Annotated in this window: 18 protein-coding genes; 11 read left to right on the forward strand and 7 right to left on the reverse strand. The window is 71.9% G+C overall.

Annotation, left to right across the window (positions count from 1 at the left end; translation table 11 throughout):
* The first annotated feature begins 5 nt into the window (after positions 1-5).
* Together ACIBK5_RS20955 and ACIBK5_RS20960 are read left to right on the forward strand one after the other, a co-directional pair.
* Positions 6-1,157, forward strand: a complete 1,152-nt coding sequence (locus tag ACIBK5_RS20955) for an acyl-CoA dehydrogenase family protein (protein WP_399021382.1) — start codon at positions 6-8, stop codon at positions 1,155-1,157.
* Positions 1,154-1,552 carry a RidA family protein gene (locus ACIBK5_RS20960; protein ID WP_399021383.1) on the forward strand — a complete coding sequence of 133 codons (399 nt, stop codon included), beginning with the start codon at positions 1,154-1,156 and terminating at the stop codon, positions 1,550-1,552. Before ACIBK5_RS20955 ends, ACIBK5_RS20960 begins: the two co-directional genes overlap by 4 nt.
* Before the next feature lie 8 nt (positions 1,553-1,560).
* Here ACIBK5_RS20960 and ACIBK5_RS20965 read toward each other — a convergent pair whose 3' ends face one another.
* A complete protein-coding gene (locus ACIBK5_RS20965) occupies positions 1,561-1,755 on the reverse strand; it encodes a DUF5999 family protein (protein ID WP_399021384.1) in 195 nt (64 codons plus the stop codon).
* A 243-nt stretch (positions 1,756-1,998) separates the two neighbouring features.
* On the opposite strand from ACIBK5_RS20965, the gene ACIBK5_RS20970 reads away from it, so the two are divergent.
* The 6 genes from ACIBK5_RS20970 (at position 1,999) to ACIBK5_RS20995 (ending at position 7,725) form a co-directional block, all read left to right on the forward strand.
* Complete coding sequence (locus tag ACIBK5_RS20970; RefSeq protein ID WP_399021385.1) at positions 1,999-2,463, forward strand: DUF6299 family protein; 465 nt, start codon at positions 1,999-2,001, stop codon at positions 2,461-2,463.
* 129 nt (positions 2,464-2,592) lie between these two features.
* On the forward strand, positions 2,593-4,179 hold the full coding sequence (locus tag ACIBK5_RS20975) for an ABC transporter substrate-binding protein (RefSeq protein ID WP_399021386.1): 1,587 nt from the start codon (positions 2,593-2,595) through the stop codon (positions 4,177-4,179).
* A 20-nt stretch (positions 4,180-4,199) separates the two neighbouring features.
* Positions 4,200-5,168: an ABC transporter permease gene (locus ACIBK5_RS20980; protein WP_399021387.1), complete on the forward strand. Its 969-nt coding sequence runs from the start codon at positions 4,200-4,202 to the stop codon at positions 5,166-5,168.
* Positions 5,158-6,057, forward strand: coding sequence for an ABC transporter permease (locus ACIBK5_RS20985; RefSeq protein WP_399021388.1), 900 nt, complete (start codon positions 5,158-5,160; stop codon positions 6,055-6,057). Before ACIBK5_RS20980 ends, ACIBK5_RS20985 begins: the two co-directional genes overlap by 11 nt.
* A 95-nt stretch (positions 6,058-6,152) precedes the next feature.
* Positions 6,153-7,079 carry an oligopeptide/dipeptide ABC transporter ATP-binding protein gene (locus ACIBK5_RS20990; protein WP_399021730.1) on the forward strand — a complete coding sequence of 309 codons (927 nt, stop codon included), beginning with the start codon at positions 6,153-6,155 and terminating at the stop codon, positions 7,077-7,079.
* Entirely contained in the window at positions 7,072-7,725 is a 654-nt protein-coding gene (locus ACIBK5_RS20995; RefSeq protein WP_399021389.1) for an ABC transporter ATP-binding protein, read from the forward strand. The genes ACIBK5_RS20990 and ACIBK5_RS20995 overlap by 8 nt, the downstream gene beginning before the upstream one ends.
* A gap of 29 nt (positions 7,726-7,754) precedes the next feature.
* Here ACIBK5_RS20995 and ACIBK5_RS21000 read toward each other — a convergent pair whose 3' ends face one another.
* From ACIBK5_RS21000 to ACIBK5_RS21025, 6 genes are all read right to left on the reverse strand, one after another.
* Positions 7,755-8,054: a hypothetical protein gene (locus ACIBK5_RS21000; RefSeq protein WP_399021390.1), complete on the reverse strand. Its 300-nt coding sequence runs from the start codon at positions 8,052-8,054 to the stop codon at positions 7,755-7,757.
* 116 nt (positions 8,055-8,170) lie between these two features.
* Positions 8,171-8,935 (reverse strand): class I SAM-dependent methyltransferase, encoded by a 765-nt coding sequence (locus tag ACIBK5_RS21005; protein WP_399021391.1) that lies wholly within the window; start codon positions 8,933-8,935, stop codon positions 8,171-8,173.
* A gap of 90 nt (positions 8,936-9,025) precedes the next feature.
* Positions 9,026-10,222: an aminotransferase class V-fold PLP-dependent enzyme gene (locus tag ACIBK5_RS21010; protein ID WP_399021392.1), complete on the reverse strand. Its 1,197-nt coding sequence runs from the start codon at positions 10,220-10,222 to the stop codon at positions 9,026-9,028.
* A 5-nt stretch (positions 10,223-10,227) separates the two neighbouring features.
* Positions 10,228-11,547: a pyridoxal-phosphate dependent enzyme gene (locus ACIBK5_RS21015; protein WP_399021393.1), complete on the reverse strand. Its 1,320-nt coding sequence runs from the start codon at positions 11,545-11,547 to the stop codon at positions 10,228-10,230.
* A complete protein-coding gene (locus tag ACIBK5_RS21020; RefSeq protein ID WP_399021394.1) occupies positions 11,544-13,022 on the reverse strand; it encodes a Y4yA family PLP-dependent enzyme in 1,479 nt (492 codons plus the stop codon). The genes ACIBK5_RS21015 and ACIBK5_RS21020 overlap by 4 nt, the downstream gene beginning before the upstream one ends.
* Before the next feature lie 157 nt (positions 13,023-13,179).
* Positions 13,180-14,625: a serine/threonine-protein kinase gene (locus ACIBK5_RS21025; protein WP_399021395.1), complete on the reverse strand. Its 1,446-nt coding sequence runs from the start codon at positions 14,623-14,625 to the stop codon at positions 13,180-13,182.
* A 258-nt stretch (positions 14,626-14,883) separates the two neighbouring features.
* Between ACIBK5_RS21025 and ACIBK5_RS21030 the strand changes: the two genes are divergently transcribed.
* The 3 genes from ACIBK5_RS21030 to ACIBK5_RS21040 all read left to right on the forward strand — a co-directional run bounded on the left by ACIBK5_RS21030 (position 14,884) and on the right by ACIBK5_RS21040 (position 17,192).
* Entirely contained in the window at positions 14,884-15,519 is a 636-nt protein-coding gene (locus ACIBK5_RS21030; protein WP_399021396.1) for a hypothetical protein, read from the forward strand.
* A 250-nt stretch (positions 15,520-15,769) separates the two neighbouring features.
* Positions 15,770-16,183 (forward strand): NUDIX domain-containing protein, encoded by a 414-nt coding sequence (locus tag ACIBK5_RS21035; protein ID WP_399021397.1) that lies wholly within the window; start codon positions 15,770-15,772, stop codon positions 16,181-16,183.
* 52 nt (positions 16,184-16,235) lie between these two features.
* The gene (locus tag ACIBK5_RS21040; protein WP_399021732.1) at positions 16,236-17,192 is read left to right on the forward strand and encodes a radical SAM protein; all 957 of its coding nucleotides are present in this window, start codon (positions 16,236-16,238) and stop codon (positions 17,190-17,192) included.
* Positions 17,193-17,194 lie beyond the last annotated feature (2 nt).

The raw sequence follows: 17,194 nt of genomic DNA on the forward strand, positions 1-17,194 counted from the left end.
CGGCAATGACCGCATTCTCGCTCGAACCGGCACAACTCGCCTGGTGTGCCGAGCTGCGCACCCTGGCCGCCGAGCGGCTCCGCCCGCTGGCCGAGAAGGGGGAACCGGGGCATGTGAACCGCGCGCTGGTCGCCGAACTCGGCCGACTGGGCCTGCTCGAACGGCTCTTCACGTCCGGCGCGCTCGACCTGTGCCTGATGCGCGAGTCCCTGGCCCACGGCTGCACGGAGGCCGAGACGGCCCTCGCCCTCCAGGGCCTCGGCGCCCATCCCGTCCACGCCCACGGCACCGGGCCGCAGCGCGCCCGCTGGCTCCCCCGGGTGGCCGACGGCACGGCGGTCGCGGCGTTCGCGCTGAGCGAGCCGGGCGCCGGGTCGGACGCGGCGGCGCTGGCCCTGCGGGCGGAGCCCGACGGACCCGCCCGGTGGCGCCTCACCGGCGAGAAGTGCTGGATCTCCAACGCCCCCGAGGCCGACTTCTACACCGTCTTCGCCCGGACCGTCCCCGATGCCGGGGCCCGGGGCGTCACGGCCTTCCTGGTGCCCGCCGACCGCCCGGGTCTGACCGGCACGGGCCTCGACATGCTCTCCCCGCACCCCATCGGCGCGCTCGACTTCGACGCCGTACCGGTGACGGCCGAGGACGTGCTCGGAGAGGTGGACCGCGGCTTCCGGGTCGCGATGGGCACGCTCAATCTGTTCCGCCCCAGCGTCGGTGCCTTCGCGGTCGGCATGGCCCGGGCCGCCCTCGACGCGACCCTCGCCCACACCGCCGGGCGGGACGCCTTCGGCGGCAAGCTGAGCGACCTCCAGGCCGTCTCCCACCAGGTCGCCGAGATGGCCCTGCGCACGGAGGCGGCCCGTCTGATGGTCTACGCGGCGGCGACCGCCTACGACGAGGACGCCCCGGACGTGCCCCAGCGCGCCGCCATGGCGAAACTGCTCGCCACCGAGACCGCGCAGTACGTCGTCGACACGGCCGTCCAGCTGCACGGCGCCCGGGCGCTGCAACGCGGGCACCTGCTCGAACACCTCTACCGCGAGGTGCGTGCCCCGCGTGTCTACGAAGGGGCCAGCGAGGTGCAACGCGGCATCATCGCCAAGGAGTTGTACGCCACGTCGTACAGCGAGTCGCACGCCCACCAGGAGGCCCGGTGACCACCGAGCGCGTCAACCCGCCCGACCTGTCACCGCCCACCGGCTTCTCCCACGCCGTCGTGGCCTCCGGGTCGAGGGTCGTGTTCCTGGCGGGCCAGACCGCCCTCGACGCCGACGGCAAGGTGGTGGGACGGACCCTGCCGGAACAGTTCGAAAGGGCGCTGGCGAATCTGCTGGCGGCTCTCACGGCGGCCGGCGGCACACCCTCCGACCTCGCCCGCGTCACCGTCTACGCCACGGACGTCGCCGCGTACCGCGCCCACGCACCCGAACTGGGCCGGCTGTGGCACGAGGTGGCCGGGCGCGACTACCCCGCCATGGCGGTCGTCCAGGTCGTCCGGCTGTGGGACGAGGAGGCGCTGGTCGAGCTCGACGGCTTCGCGGTGCTGCCCTAGGGCCGCTCTCAGGCCGCGACGGCCAGCCGCTGCGCCGTCACCCGGTGCGGCTCCACCACGCGTCCGTCGGGCAGCAGCTCACCGGTGTCGTCGAAGACGATCGCCCCGTCGCACAGCAGGCTCCAGCCCTGCTCGGGGTGGGCGGCGACGACATGCGCCGCGGCGGAGTCGGTCGCGGGGCACTGGGTCTGGTGGGCACACATGGCGCACCTCCACGTCGGTAGGGCCATCCGGAGGATTCGTATGACTCTTACGTACAGACCATGCTCCTGACTCGAACTCATCGGAACGGCTCGTCAGGAAGCGTGACACGCCCCGGACATTCCCCGGACCGTTCCACGACGGTCGGTGCGGGCCCGCCACCGAAGGAGTGAGGGGCCCGGGCGTCACCCCGGGCGCCGGGTACGAGTGGAACAAAAAACCACTCCTTTCGGGAGGTTCCCCCCATGCGTGTTCGTCCCCTGCTCGGCGCGACGGCCGGTGCCGCGCTGCTCCTGCTCACCGGCGCCGGCGCGGCCCCCGTCACCGCGTCCGCCGCGGTTCCCGCCGCCCCGTCCGCCGCGGCCCCGTACGAGGCCGTGACGGTCGACTCGGTGGGCCGGATCACAGCCGACGGCACCGTCACCCTCTCCGGCACCTACCGCTGCCGGAGCGCCATCGGCCCGGTCTTCGTCAGCTCCTCCGTGAGCCAGGGCGTCTCCACCACCCGCTACGGCATCGGCGGCACCCGCGCGGTGTGCGACGGCGTGAAGCACCGCTGGGTGAACACGGGCCGGCCCAAGCCGGGCGCGCTCGCGCCCGGAGCGGCCCACGTCGAGGCCACCCTGATGGAACTGCGCACCTTCAGCGGCCTGCCGCTGCCCAGCTTCCACGCGGTCCACGGCCGGGACATCACCCTGACCCGGCCCTGAACACGAGCCGGTCAACGGACCGGTGACCTGGGCCTCCCGCACCGCGGTGGTGCGCGGAGGCCCTCCTTGACTGTTTAATTGCGAGGCCTGTGCAAGAACTTGACTAGAGCAACAACGGGGTGAGGTCATATGTCGACCCGTCGGATACGAGGAGCCGCCGTCACGGCGGCGCTGGCCGCGGCGGTCACCGCCTGCTCGGCCCCGAGCAGCGGCGGTCAGAGCGACGCCAAGTCCGGATCCGTGGTCATCGGGGTGGCTTCCGAGCCGGACACCCTCAGCCCGCTGCTCGGCTACGGCAAGGACGGCAACTCCAAGATCTTCGACGGGCTGCTCGCCCGCGACGCCGACCTGAAGCTGAAGCCCGCCCTCGCGGCGGCGCTCCCCGAGGTCGCCGACGGCGGCCGCACGTACACCTACACGCTGCGCGACGGGGTGGAGTTCAGCGACGGCGAGCCGCTGACGGCCGCCGACGTCGTCTACACGTACCGGACCGCGCTCGACGCCAAGACCAACAACACCTTCAAGAGCGAGCTGGACGCCGTCAGGAAGGTCGAGGCCAGCGGCGACGACAAGGTCGTCTTCACGCTCAAGTACCCCTACGCCGCCTTCGCCGCCCGCACCGTGCTGCCCATCGTCCCCGAGCACGTCGCCGGCGAGCAGGACCCCAACACCGGCGCCTTCAACACCGAGCCGGTCGGCAGCGGCCCGTACGTCCTCTCCAAGTGGAGCAAGGGCGAGAAGCTCACCTTCAAGGCCAACCCCCGCTACTGGGGCGGCGAGCCGAAGGTGAAGACCTTCACCATGGCGGTCATCGCCGACGACGACGTACGCGCCACCCGGCTGCGCTCCGGCGACCTCGACGGCGCGGTCCTCCCGCCCAACCTCGCCGCCACGTTCAAGAACGACGACGGCAGGCGCACCTACCAGGCCAGGTCCTACGACTTCCGGGCCGTCACCCTCCCCACCCCGAACCAGGTCACCGGCGACCGCGCGATCCGGCAGGCCCTCGACGCCGCCGTGGACCGCGAGACCATGGTCGACAAGATCCTCGACGGCGCCGGCCGCCCGGCCTACGGGCCGCTGCCCGTCGACGACCCCGCCTTCACCAAGGCCGTCGAGCGCGACCAGGACCTCGGCAGGGCCAGGAAGATCCTGGACGAGGCCGGCTGGAAGCCCGCCGGGGACGGCATCCGCGCCAAGGGCGGACAGCGGGCGTCCTTCACCCTGCTCTACCCCTCCGGCGACAAGGTCCGCCAGGACCACGCCCTCGCCTACGCCTCCGACGCCAAGAAGGCCGGCATCGAGGTGAAGGCGGAGAGCGCCACCTGGGAGGTCATCGAGCCGCGCATGAAGAACACCGCCGTCCTCGCGGGCTTCGGCTCCACTGGTGACCCCGACTTCGGCCTGTACACCCTGCTGCACTCCTCCCTCGCCGGGGACGGCTTCAACAACATGGCCCGCTACGACAACCCGGCCGTGGACCGCGCCCTCGACAACGGCCGCCGCGGCCAGGACCCGGCGGAGCGCGAGGCCGCCTACGACAAGCTCCAGCGCGCCCTGGTCCAGGACCCCGGCTACACCTTCCTCACCCACATCGACCACCTCTACGTCCTGGCCGACCGCTGGGACGGCCTGGGCACCCAGCTCGAACCGCACGAGCACGGCTTCGCCAGCGGCCCCTGGTGGAACATCGAGGACTGGCAGCCGAAGAAGTGACCCGCCTCCCCTGGGGAGCGATGGCACGGCTGGCGGGACGGCGGGCGCTGTTCGCCGTCCCCGTCCTGCTCGTCGTCACCTTCGGTGTGTTCGCGATCGCCGCCGCCTCCCCGTTCGATCCCGTCAAGGCGTACGCCGGCACCGCCGCGCTCGGCGCCGACCAGCAGACCCTGGACCGGCTGCGCGAGAACCTCGGCGCGGACCAGCCCTTCGCCGCCCGCTGGTGGCAGTGGCTGACCTCGGCGCTCACCGGCGACCTCGGCCACTCCAGCGTGCTGCGGCAGCCGGTCGCCCAGGTGATCGGCGAACGGCTCGTGTGGTCCTCACTGCTGTGCGCGGTCGCCTTCGCCGCCGCCGTGCTGGTGGGCACGGTCCTCGGCGTGCTCGCCGCCCGCCGGCCCGGGTCCCTCCTCGACCGGACCGTCACCTCCCTCGCCTACACGCTGGAGGCGGCCCCGGTCTTCTGGATCGCCCTGCTCGCCGTCTGGCTGTTCGCCCTCCAGTGGGACGTCCTCCCGGCCGGCGGCCTGACGGACACGGCCAGCGAACAGGTCACGGCGGGACAGGTCGCCAGCCACCTCGTCCTGCCGGCCGGAGTCCTCGCGGTCTCCCAACTGCCCTGGTTCACGCTCTACGTCCGCCAGGGCGTCGGCGACGCCCTGGCGGAGGACCCCGTACGCGGCGCCCGCGCACGCGGCCTCAGCGAACGCACCGTCCTGCTCGGCCACGCCCTGCGCTCCGGGGTGCTGCCGGTGCTCACCCTGATCGGCTCCCGCGTGCCCGAACTCATCACCGGAGCCCTGCTGGTGGAGAGCGTCTTCAGCTGGCCGGGCATCGCCGCCGCCACCGTCGAGGCGGCCACCGCCGTCGACTTCCCGCTGCTCGCCGCCCTGACGACCCTGGCCACGGCCGCAGTCCTCGCCGGGAACCTGCTCGCCGACCTGCTCTACGGACTGTTCGACCCGAGGGTGAAGCTCAGTGACATGTGACGCACCGGCGCCGGTCGGCGCCCCGGCCGAGACCGAGTGGCGCTCGCACGGCCCGAAACGCCGCTCCACCCGCGCCCTGCGCGTGCGCACCTCCGCCGTACTGGTGGGCGCGACCGTCCTCGCCGTGCTGCTCGTACCACCGTTGGTCCAGCTCGACCAGCAGGCCGTCGACCTGGCCGCCAAGCTCCGACCGCCCTCCTGGGACCACCCCTTCGGCACCGACGACGTCGGCCGCGACCTGCTGCTGCGCTGCGTCTACGGCCTGCGCGTCTCGCTGCTCGTCGGAGTGGCGGCGGCGCTGACGGCGACGGTGGTCGGCACGGCCGTCGGTGCGGCCGCCGGTGCGCTCGGCGGCTGGGCCGACCGCGCCCTGATGCGGGTCGTCGACGCGTTCTCGGCTGTGCCGCATCTGCTGCTCGGCATCTTCATCGTCGCGATGTTCCGCCCCGGTGTCTGGCCGGTGGTGATCTCGGTAGCGCTGACCCACTGGCTGTCCACGGCCCGGATCGTCCGCGCCGAGGTGCTGTCCCTGCGGTCCCGGCCGTACGTCGACGCCGCCGTCTCCGGCGGGGCGTCCCGGTGGCGGGTGACGGTACGGCATCTGCTGCCCGCCGTCCTTCCCCAAGCCGCCCTGGCCGCCGTGCTGATGGTGCCGCACGCCATGTGGCACGAGTCGGCGCTGTCCTTCCTCGGACTCGGGCTGCCCACCCACACGGCGAGCCTCGGCACCCTGATCCAGACGGCCCGCGGCTCCCTGCTCGCCGGACAGTGGTGGCCGACCCTGTTCCCGGGCCTGTTCCTCATCATCCCCACCCTCGCGATCGCCGGTCTCGCCGGAGCCTGGCGGGAGCGGATCCATCCCCGCCACCGATCGGAGCTGATGCTGTGAGCACCGGAGTCGAGACCGGGCCGGGCGACATCGCCGCGGTGCCGACCGGGGACGAGCCCGTGCTCTCGGTGCGTGGCCTCTCCGTGCGGTTCCTCATGCCCGGTGGGCGACGGGTCGCCGCCGTCACCGACGCCCGGTTCGACGTGGCGGCCGGTGAGTGCCTGGCCCTGATCGGGGAGAGCGGCTGCGGCAAGTCCGTGCTGGCCGCCGCGCTGCTCGGCCTGCTCCCCGGCAACGCGCAGACCGCCGGGGCGGCGCACCTCGGCGATCTGGACCTGCTCGCGGCCGACGAGCGGACCCTCGCCCGTACCGTAAGGGGCCGGCTCATCGGCCTCGTACCGCAGAGCCCGGCCGCCCACCTCACCCCCGTGCGCACCGTCCGCTCCCAACTGGAGGAGACGGTCGCCGCGCTGACCGCGACCCGGGGACGCGCCGCCCTGCGCGCCGCCGCCGAGGCCGCCGCCGCACGGGCCGCGTTCCCCGCGGACCACCTCGACCGCCACCCCCACCAGCTCTCCGGAGGCCTGGCCCAGCGCGCCGCCACCGCCCTCGCCCTCGTCGGCGACGCGCCCCTGCTGCTCGCCGACGAACCGACCACCGGGCTCGACCGCGATCTGGTGGACCGTACGGTCGACGAACTGCGGCGGCACGTCGACGAGCCGGGGGAGACGGGCGGCCGGGGACGGGGCCTGCTGATGATCACCCATGACCTGGCCGCCGCCGAGCGGATCGCCGACCGGGTCGCCGTGATGTACGCGGGCCGGATCGTCGAACTGGCCGCCGCCGAGGACTTCTTCGGCTCACCGGGGCCTCGGCACCCCTACAGCCGCGGACTGCTCCAGGCCCTCCCTGACCGCGCCTTCACGGCCATCCCAGGCATGCCGCCCGAACTCGGCGACCTCCCCGACGGCTGCGCCTTCGCCGCCCGCTGCGACCGGGCCACCGGCACCTGTACCGCCCCGCCGCCCCCGGGCACGGTCGCCTGCCACCACCCGCACCTGCCGGAGGACGTCCGTGCTTGAACTGCGCTCCATCACCGCCGGGTACACCAGGGACGCGCCGGTGGTCCGGGACGTCTCCCTGACCGTGGGACCGGGCGAGTCCGTCGGCCTGCTCGGCCCGAGCGGCTGCGGCAAGTCCACCCTGGCGCGGGTCGCGGCCCTGCTGCACCGGCCCGACTCCGGAACACTCGTCCTCGACGGCGATCCGGTACGGCACTGGCGCCACCGCGCCCCGCGCGCCCTGCGCACCGCCTTCGGGGTCGTCTTCCAGCAGGCCAGGCTCTCCGCCGACCCCCGGCTGCCGCTCACCGACCTGATCGCCGAACCCCTGCGCGCCACCGGCCGGAGCAAGGAAATCCCCGACCGCGTGGCCGAGTTGGCCCCCGTCGTCGGCCTCACCCCGGACCTGCTGACCCGACGGCCCCACGAGGTCAGCGACGGCCAGCTGCAACGCGCCTGCCTCGCCCGCGCCCTCGTGCTGCGCCCGCGCCTGCTGGTGTGCGACGAGATGACCGCCATGCTCGACGCCTCCACCGCCGCCGCCCTGGTCGCGGCCGTGGAGGACTACCGGGCCGCGACCGGCGCCGCGCTGCTGGCCGTCGGCCACGACCGCACGCTGCTCGGGCGCTGGTGCGACCGCACGGTCGACTGGGACAGCCTGTCCTGAGAAGCGCTGCCCCGGGGGTCGGTCATGGTTCAGTGATCGTCCCAGTGCCCCTCGTGGCCTGCGTGGCGGTGACCGTCGTGCACGTAGTCGGTGTGGTCGCCGTGCCGCACGGCCAGATGGCCGCAGTCGTCGCCGTGCTGGTGGTCGTGGTCGTGGTGCACCGTGTGGCCGCCGTTCGCGCACTCGTCGACGTGGCCCTCGTGCATCCGGTGGATGTGGCCGTCATGGGCGTAGTCGGTGTGGTCGCCGTGGGTGAAGGCCACGTGCCCGCAGTCGTCGCCGTGGGCGTGTGGGTGGTCGTCGTGCGTGATGTGTTCGGCGGTGGTCATGGGGGTGGCTCCTCGGTAGGGGACGGCGGCAGGAATATATGGCGATTTCTGAGTGTATTGTCCGAGCACTCGCCGCCATCGGCCATCCGAGGGAGCGTGAAGAGGGAGGAGAGCCCCTAGCGCACCGCGACGACCACGCAACTGTCCCCGTACTGCCAGACCGGCCCCGCCGTGCCGAACCCCGCCTGGCGCAGCAGCTCCAGATGGGCCGAGAGGGGCAGCTCCGCGGGGCCGCCGCTGTCGAGAGGCTCCTCGCGGCGGCGGCGCTCCGCGAGGAGGTCGGTCAGCTCGGGGTCGTCGGAGAGGGCGGACCACCAGGAGCCCCAGTCCTCATGGGCGAACACCCGCTGCCGGTCGGCGCGGCAGCGCCCGACATGGGCGGCGATCCCGGCCGGGCCTGCGTCGTCCTGGGGGAGATGGTCACCGTTGACGAGGACGCCCCCGGGCCGCAGTAGCGAGGCGAGCTGCCGGTAGACGCGCAGCAGGGTGTCGCGGTCGAGGTAGTGCAGGGCCGTGGTGGAGACGGCAGCGTCCAGGGGCCGGTCCAGGCCCAGCGTCCCGGTCCAGCCGGGTGCGCCGATCTCCGCGTCGACATAGCGGGCCGCGTCCGGATGGTGGGTCCGGCCCAGCTCCAGCAGGACGGGGTCCCGGTCCACGGCCACGATCTCCGCGTCCGGCAGCCGCCGGACCAGCCGGGCCGCCAGGGAGCCGGGCCCGCAGCCCAGGTCGACGACGAGCGGCCTGCCCTCGCGGCCCGCCGTGACGTGCTGGACGACATCGGCGATCACCGTGAAGCGCTCCTCGCGGTCGACGGCGTACCGCTGCTGCTGGAGCTCCCAGCGCTCCACCCACCGCTCCGCCGTCGCCAGACTCAGCCCCATCCCGTCGCGCCACCTCGCCGTCTCGCATCTGACTCCTGCCGGCCCGAGCCTACAGGTGGAAACGGTTCCCATTACGCATAGGTGGCGGAGTCACTGGAGTGAAGCAAGGACGGTCAGCAGCCGGTCGATCTCCTCCACCGTGTTGTACACATGCAGACTCACCCGCACCGAACCGGTCTTCTCGCCCGCGTCGCCCTGGCAGTGATGGTCGGAGCGGACCATGAAACCGTGGCTGAAGAGGATGAAGCCCAGGTCGCCCGAGTCGATGGCGCGATGCCGCAGGGTCACGATGCTCTGGCGCCGCTGCACGGTCGAGTCCGCCGCCAGGCTGAGCGGGCAGCCGAGGATCTCGTAGGCGTCCAGCCGGCGCAGCCCGTCGGTGAGCCGGGCCGCCAGGGCGACGGTCCACCGCTCGATGCGCTCCACACCGGCGGCGTCCAGCCAGTCCAGGGCCGCCTCCAGCGAGGCGATGCCCACGGTGTTCGGCGTGCCGCTCCACCCGCCGGGCGTGAACGCCGGGCCGCGCGCCTGCCGGGCCCACACCGCCCCGGCCCCCGGCAGGGCCAGCGCCTTGTGCCCGGAGAAGACCACGAAGTCGACGTCCAAGTCGCCCACGGAAACCGGCAGATGACCGACGCTCTGGGCTGCGTCCAGACAGATGACCGCGTCCGGTCCGACCGCCTCGCGGATCCGGTGCACGTTCATGTCGCCGCCGTACACATGGTGGACATGGGTCGTGGCGACGAACCGGGTGCGCGGCCCGGCCCGTTCGGCCAGCGCCGTGTGGTCGTAGTCCCCGGAACCGCTCTGGTACGGCATCGGCAGCACCCGGACGCGCACACCCTCCCGGGCGAGCAGCCGCTGGGCCTCCAGCCAGGGCGCGATGTTGGCCTGGTGGTCGGCGTCGGGCACCACGATCTCGTCGCCGTCGCGCAGAAGGCCCGGCAGCCAGTCGCGGGCGATCGTCCGCAGCCCCTCGGTCGTGCCGCTGGTGAAGTGGACGGCGGACCGCTCCGGCCGGCTGTCCCCGAGGAACCGGGCGACGCGCTCGCGGGTCCGCTCCACCAGCTCCGTGGTCCGGTTGGCCCAGGTGTAGGTGCCGCGCGCGGAGTTGGCGTTGCTGGTGGTGAGATACGTCTGCACGGCGTCCAGGACGGCCTGCGGCTTCTGTGCCGTGGCCGCGCTGTCCAGATACGCCAGCTCCGGGTGCCCGGTGACGATCGGGAACTGGGCGCGCAGCGCCCGCTGCCACGGGACCAGGTCCTCGCGGGTGATCGGTGCGGTCATGGCCGTCAGTCCCGCACCAGGGGCGCGCCCGCGTCCCGCCAGGCGATGATGCCGCCGGTCAGGCTGCGCACGTCGGCATGGCCCATCCGGGTCAGCAGCGCCGCGTACCGCGCGGACTGCTCGCCCACCGGACACGCCAGCAGCACCGGCCGGCTCCGGCTGAACGGCAGGCCGCCCCGCAGGAGTTCGGCGAACAGCTCGTCGACGATGTTCACCGACCCGTCGATGTGCAGCGCCGCGTACGCGAAGGGGCTGCGCAGGTCGACCACGAGCGGCCGGTCGGTGTCGATCCAGCGCCGGGCGTCGGCCACGGTGACCGACGGCGCCTCGCGCACCTCGGCCTCGGTCAGGTCGGCCGGGGAGTTCCTCCGGGCCGGCCGGCCCAGCAGGTCGGGCCGCCGCTGACGGACGTAGCTCAGATAGCTCTCGACCCGGTCGCAGACGATGAACACGGCGGTCCGGCGCTCGTCCGACTCCTCGTCGAGGGCACGCAGATGGCGCACCGCGCCGAAGTAGGCGGCCCCTCCGGTGGGACCGCCCAGGATGCCGCAGCGGCGGTTCAGGGTCAGCATCCCCTCGATGGCCTCGTCGGCGGTCACCGGCTCCATCGTGTCGTAGGTCTCCGGGTCGAACAGGCCGACCTCCTGCACCTCGTCGATCGTGCGGATGCCGGGGATGAAGTCGGACTTGGCCGCGACCAGCCCGACCACCCGCACCGAGGGGTCCTCCTCCCGCAGCGCGCGGGCCACGCCCGTGGAGGAACCGGCCGTGCCCACACAGGCGACGAACCAGTCCGGCACCCGGCCGTCCAGGTCCTTGACGATCTCCGGGCCGGTCCCGGTCAGATGGGCCTCGGTGTTGCGCGGGTTGAAGTACTGGTCGGTGTGCAGATAGGCGCTGCCGGAGGCGGACAGCGTCCGGTGGAAGAGGGTCAGCGGATCGTCCGTCGCGGTCGGGTCCAGACACTCGCTCTGCCCCGGCAGCTCCTCGATCTCCGCGCCGAGCAGCAGCAGGAGGTCCTTGATCTCCGGTACCCGCATCCGGTTGGTGACGCTCTTGAAGCCCAGTCCGTGCATGCCCGCCACGACCGCCAGCGCCTTCGCCGTGTTGCCGCTGGACAACTCCACGATCTGGCTGCCGAGTTCGACGGCCTCGGGGAGCAGTGGGCGGGCCATGCTCCAGGCCGCCCGGTCCTTGACCGAGCCCCAGGGGTTGAGCATCTCCAGCTTGGCGAACAGGTCGATGTTCCGCAGTCCGTGCACGGCCGGGTCCAGCCGTACCAGCGGGGTGTTGCCTATCGCCTCCGTGATGCTGTCGTACCTCACTGGGCTCCCCCCGAGGGCGTGATCGGCCAGAACTGGTCGTCGAGACACCATCGCCACCCGTCGCCGTCCTGCCAGGCGGCGACCTTGCGGGCGGCGGGCTGGTGCTGGGCGCGGGTGGCGTGGAAGTCCATGGCGTACCCGGCGGTGCTGGCGAAGGCCAGCAGGTCGCCGGGGACCGGACGGCGGGGCAGGAACACCGAGCGCCGGGTGATCAGGTCGGTCTCCAGGCACAGGCTGCCGAAGAGGTGGACGGCGACGGGCCCCTCGCCCGGCCCCGCCGAGCTTCGGGGGACGACGACCGGGTCCATCAGCACTCCGTGGTCCTCCAGGGCGATGTCGTCCGCCTTCGCGGCCAGCCGCACGAGCAGCTCCCCGCCGTTCACTCCGTCGCTCTCCTGCTCGCGGACCTCCAGCACCTTCGCCAGCGTCAGCCCGCACTGGTCCAGCAGCGCCCGGCCCGGCTCGGTGTGCAGGTCGTACAGGTGCTCAAGCAGCAGTCCGGCCAGCGGACGGCCGCCCAGGGAGGCGGCAGGCTGGGCCAGCAGCTCGTCCAGGTAGGCCGCTCCGGCGGTGGGCCGGTGGGCGGGGTACAGGCCGAGCGTGCCGCGCAGGGTGCCGGACTCGTTCCGCAGCCCGTAGCCGTGCCCGCCCCACGTCAGGGGCGGGCGGCGGCCCAGGACGGCGGAGGTGAGCGCGGTCGTGTACGCCTCCCACTGCTCCCGCTCGGCGAGGTAGTCGACCCCGAACCCGCCGCCGACGTCCACGGCCCGGGGCCTGAGTCCCCGGCTCCGGCAGGCCTCCAGAGCGGCCAGACACCCTTCGAGGGCGGTCGCCTTCTCCGCGACGCTGGTGGTGTCCAGATGGAAGGCGGCTCCCGTGAGCTCCACCGCGTCACTGTGCCGCTCGACCGCCTCCAGCAGCGGCTCCAACTCCTGTACGGGCGTGCCGAACCGGCTGCGCCGGCTGAGCACTCTCACCCCCGAGGTCTCGAACCCCGAGAGCCGCAGCAGGACCCGCACCGGCGCGAGCGCGTACTTGCGCACCAGCGCGCCCAGCTGGTCCAGTTCGGCGACACCGTCGACGCTGACCGTGACCCCCGCACGGGCCGCGAGCCACAGGAACTCGGGGTTCTTCGGCCCGGTGGCCGTGATCCGGTCGGCGGTGAAACCGGCACCGAGCGCGTGCTGCAACTCGCCCAGCGACGCGACGTCCACGCCCGCGTCCGTGGCGGCGAGGCGGCGCAGCAGCGCGCTGGACCGGTTGGCCTTGTGGGCGTAGAAGACCTGGCCCGACAGGTGATGCGCGCGGTACACGGACCGGAAGCGCTCCAGATTCTCGGCGATCTGGTCCGGCACCACCACGTGCAGGGGTGAGCCGAGCGCGTCGGTGAGCGAGTGCAACGTCCCTGTCGCCGCCACGAGCGACCTCAGCCGTGGCTCCAGCCGTGGTTCGAGAAACAAGGGCCGTCCGTCCATGCGCGCTCCCTCCCCTGAAGCCGCTGCGCCCGGCATCCGGGCACGTCGGACACTCCCCGCGTTTCGCCGTATAGCCCATATCCATTCTTCGGTCGCTTTACGCCCTGAAAGGCCCGGTCCTGTCCGGTCGCCGGTGTGAAGCGGATCACGGACTGCTTCAGTCTGTCCGGAAGCCGTCCCTGACATGGTCGAAGACAGGGCGGTGGGTGTCCCACTCCGCCTCGGGCGCCGAGAGGTAGATGTCGTACTCGCGTTCGCCCTCACGGCCGTAGCCGAGATCGATGGCGCGGAACGGGCGGGCCCGGCCCTGGAAGGTGAACTCCCAGATCGCGGCGGGCTGTTCGCGGAAGGTCGTCCGCTGCATGCGCAGTCTGCGGTACGTGGGGTAGTTGACCTTGGTGTTCGCCTCGATGTCGGCGAAGTGGTCGGCCGGGTTCGGTCCTGCCGGGGTGACCGTGCCGATGGTGATGCCGGCGAGGCCGGTGGGGTCGGCGTAGGTGACCTGTTCCGCGGTGCGGGTGCGGGCGGTCCAGTCGTCCGGGATGGGGAAGGAGATGCCGAGCTTCTTCTCGTGGACGAGGTGGTAGCCCTGGGGGACGGGGCTGGGTGTGGCGGTGGGTCGGCTGGTGGTTTTGCGTGATTTGTCGGATTGGGGCGGGGCTGTGGCGTACAGGGTGGCGCCCACGGCGAGGGTGGCGGTCAGCATCGCGGCGGTGGCGGTGATGCGGCGGCGACGGCGGGTGCGGGCCGAGTGTGGCTGGTCGCGCAGTTCCCCGCGCCCCTGAAGGGCGTCCACCGCCGCCCGTAGGGAGTGTTCTGTCTCCTGCGCGGATGGGCGAGCCTCGGGATCCCTCGCCAGGAGGGACTCTGTGAGAGGGCCCAGAGGGCCGGCCTGGGCCGGTGGTGTCAGAGGGTCCGTGGCGATCGAGTACGCCGTCTCCATCGCCGTCGCGCGGCGAAACGGGGTGCGGCCCTCCGTCGTCTGGTACAGCGTCGCGCCCAGGGCCCACAGGTCCGAGGGCGGGCCGGGGGTGAGGCCCCTGACGCGTTCCGGGGCCATGTAGTCGATGGATCCGACCATCTCGCCAGTCCTGGTCAGGGTGGGCGAGCCTGCCGTGGTGGCGATGCCGAAGTCGGTGAGCACGACCCGGTCGCCCTCGCCCAGCAGCACGTTGCCGGGCTTGACGTCGCGGTGCAGGACTCCGGCCTCGTGTGCGGCTCGCAGGGCGGACACCATGGCCAGGCCGATCCGGGCCGCCTCGTGGGGCGGGAGGGTGTGGCCGTCCCGGAGGAGGTCGGCGAGCGTGTGGCCGGGGACGTACTCCATGACGACGCAGGGCCGGCCCTCGTCCTCCACGACGTCGTGCACGACGATCACGTTGGGGTGGACGATACGCGCGGCGCTGCGCGCCTCACGGCGCATGCGCTCGTCGCGCGTGCCGAGCTCGTCGGCCGACAGGTGCGGCTGCTCGTGCAGCCGCTTCAGCGCGACCCGGCGCCCCAGCACCTCGTCGTCGGCCAGCCACACCGTGCCCATACCGCCCCGGCCGATCCGCTCGGCGAGCCGATAGCGCCCGGCGACGAGTCGCCCCTGGTCCGACACCGTGTGCCCTCCGCCACATTGTCCGTGTTGGGCACCTTGATGCGCCCTGGTCACCATAACTGCCGACCCTGGGTCGACCTGGGTGGGGAGTGAGAGGGATCACGGAGACTCTCGTGTGTAGCGCGCCGGTGACATTCGGGACGGATCCGTAGCGGGCGGGCAGGGCAACGTATCCGGGCGGTGACGGGTCGTAGGGGGTGCGAGGGCTGAAGCCCGCGTATTCGACAAGAAAACAATCAAGAAAATCATGGGGGAAACATGGGGAAGACCGTGCAGATCCGCGCCCGAGGCATCCGCACCACCGTGGCCGCGCTGGCGGCCGTGGCCGGTGTCGCCGCAGTCGCCGTACCGGCCACCGCCGCCACCGCACCGGCCGCCTCCGCTGTGCCCAGCTTCCTGGAGCCGGCCGAACTGCCGCCGCACCCGACCTCGCCCTGGTACGCCGGACCCGTCACGGCCGGTCAGCCGGACCCGCTGCCGGTCTGCGTGGGCGAGGCGCTGCCGTCCATCGCGAGCCACCGCTCCTACGGGACCGAGTTCGACACCAACGCCCAGCAGATCACGGTCGTGGAGCGCACGGAACAGCGCGCCAAGGACTTCGCGGCACTGCTGCGCAAGGACATCACCGGCTGCGCGAAGAAGCTGATGGAGCAGGACCCCGACCTGACGGCGACGCAGAAGTCCTACGGCCGGCTGAACGTCGAGGAGGGCGCCCACGTCTACGGCCTCCACACCGCCTCGGCGTGGGGCTCCTCCGACATCGGCCTCTTCTCGGTCGGCCGCGACGGCCGGACCGTGACGGTCGTCCTGTGGGGCCAGATGGGCAACTTCCAGCACGCCCAGGTGGCCGACTTCAAGACGACCACCGTCACGGCCGTCAACAAGCTGTACTGACGGGCGCGGGCGCTCGAACACACGGGGCGGGCCGGTCACCGGCCCGCCCTGTCACATCTGGTCCCTCGTCGAAAACCGATGTGATTCAAGCGGTCATTGTTATGGCCAGATCATGAAAAGGATGATCCTAAAACGGGCTCCGTCAAGTAGCTTCGCGCCGGGTCGAGTTGACGCTACTCTTGCCGGTCTGACAGCCAGTGTCCACCGCGGCGCGAATGACCGTCGACCGCGCACGGAAGGTGAATTCGAGTTGACCTTGTTCTACGGAGCGGCGCATGCCCTCATCGAGCGTGACGGGCGTTTCCTGGTGACCCGGAGGTCCGCCGTCGATGACTACATGCCACTGAAGTGGGATCTCCCAGGAGGAACTGTCGACCCTGGGGAAACTCTGGAGGACGCGCTCGTCCGCGAGGTGTTCGAGGAAACAAAGATCAAGGTCGATATCGAGCGGCTGCTGTATGCCTACACGAATCTGGCCACTCTGCCGAAACGTCAGACATTCCAGACGGTGTTTCTCTGCCGTTACGCCGGCGGCGACGTGCAACTCGACCCCGCTGACCACGACCAGTTCGTCTGGGCGACGAAGGAAGAAATCGACAGCCTTGACGCGATGGGCTTCCTGGCCGGATTCCGGGGAACGCCGATGTACCGCACAGTGAAATAGCGAACCGGGGGGCGGGGGGGCTTCCGTGCGAGTGCGATCTGTCGATGTCTATGTGACCTACCGGTGCAATCTGCGGTGCACACACTGCTTCGTGGGGGACAACCTGTCGACGGCGCAGAGTTTCTCCTACGCGTCACTGACGCGGCTGATCACGGAAGCCCGGCGGAGCTGGCACGCTGAGGAGATCACGTTTCTGGGCGGGGAACCGACCCTCTACCCCCGGATCGCCGACGCGGTCCGTATGGTCCAGCAACAGGGGCTGCGCGCGCGGCTCGTCACCAACGGGCTGCACGGTTTCCGGGCATTCGTCGACCGGTTCGACGGTCCGGACCCACCCGTCGTCGGTGTGAGCGTCGACGGTTCCGGCCCTCAGACCCATGACGCCGTCCGCGGCAGGCGGGCCTTCGAGCGTCTGGTCGCCAACGTGGCACACGCGAGGGAGCGCGGCTACCGGCTGTTCGGCATCACGTCGGTGAGCGGGACCAACGCACACGACGCCGTCGACACCCTCCGGCTCTGTGAGCACCTCGGCTTCGAATGGGTCAATGTCCACTACGTCTCCAACCGCGGATTCGCCACACCCGACATGGTGCTGTCCGTCCCCGAATGGCGGGCGCTGACCAAGGAGATCGAGGAGGAGTCGGCCGAACTCGCCATCGACATCCGTCTGGAGCGCACCTTCGTTCCGGCGCGGGGCCACCGCAGGTCCTGCGCCGTGCGCAACCGTGACAACCTGCTCTTCCTGCCCGACGGCCGGGTCTTCCTGTGCCCCATGTTCATCGATGTGCCGGACGCACACTCCTACACCTGGTCCGGGAGCGGGCTCGTGGACAGGCCGGGGAGCCGGACCGAGTCGGGGCTGTGCTCGTCCACGAGCCCCGTGCACTGCCCGGCTCTCCGTCATGTGAACCCGCAGCTGCACACCGCGGTGGCGGAGACCGGGCTGGAGATGTCCTGTGTGCTGGAGAAGACGCGGCTGAGCCGGGGGCAGGTCGTCGATGACGAGTGAAC

It is taken from the genome of Streptomyces sp. NPDC050546 (assembly GCF_044457425.1).
In the GTDB taxonomy this organism is placed as follows: domain Bacteria; phylum Actinomycetota; class Actinomycetes; order Streptomycetales; family Streptomycetaceae; genus Streptomyces.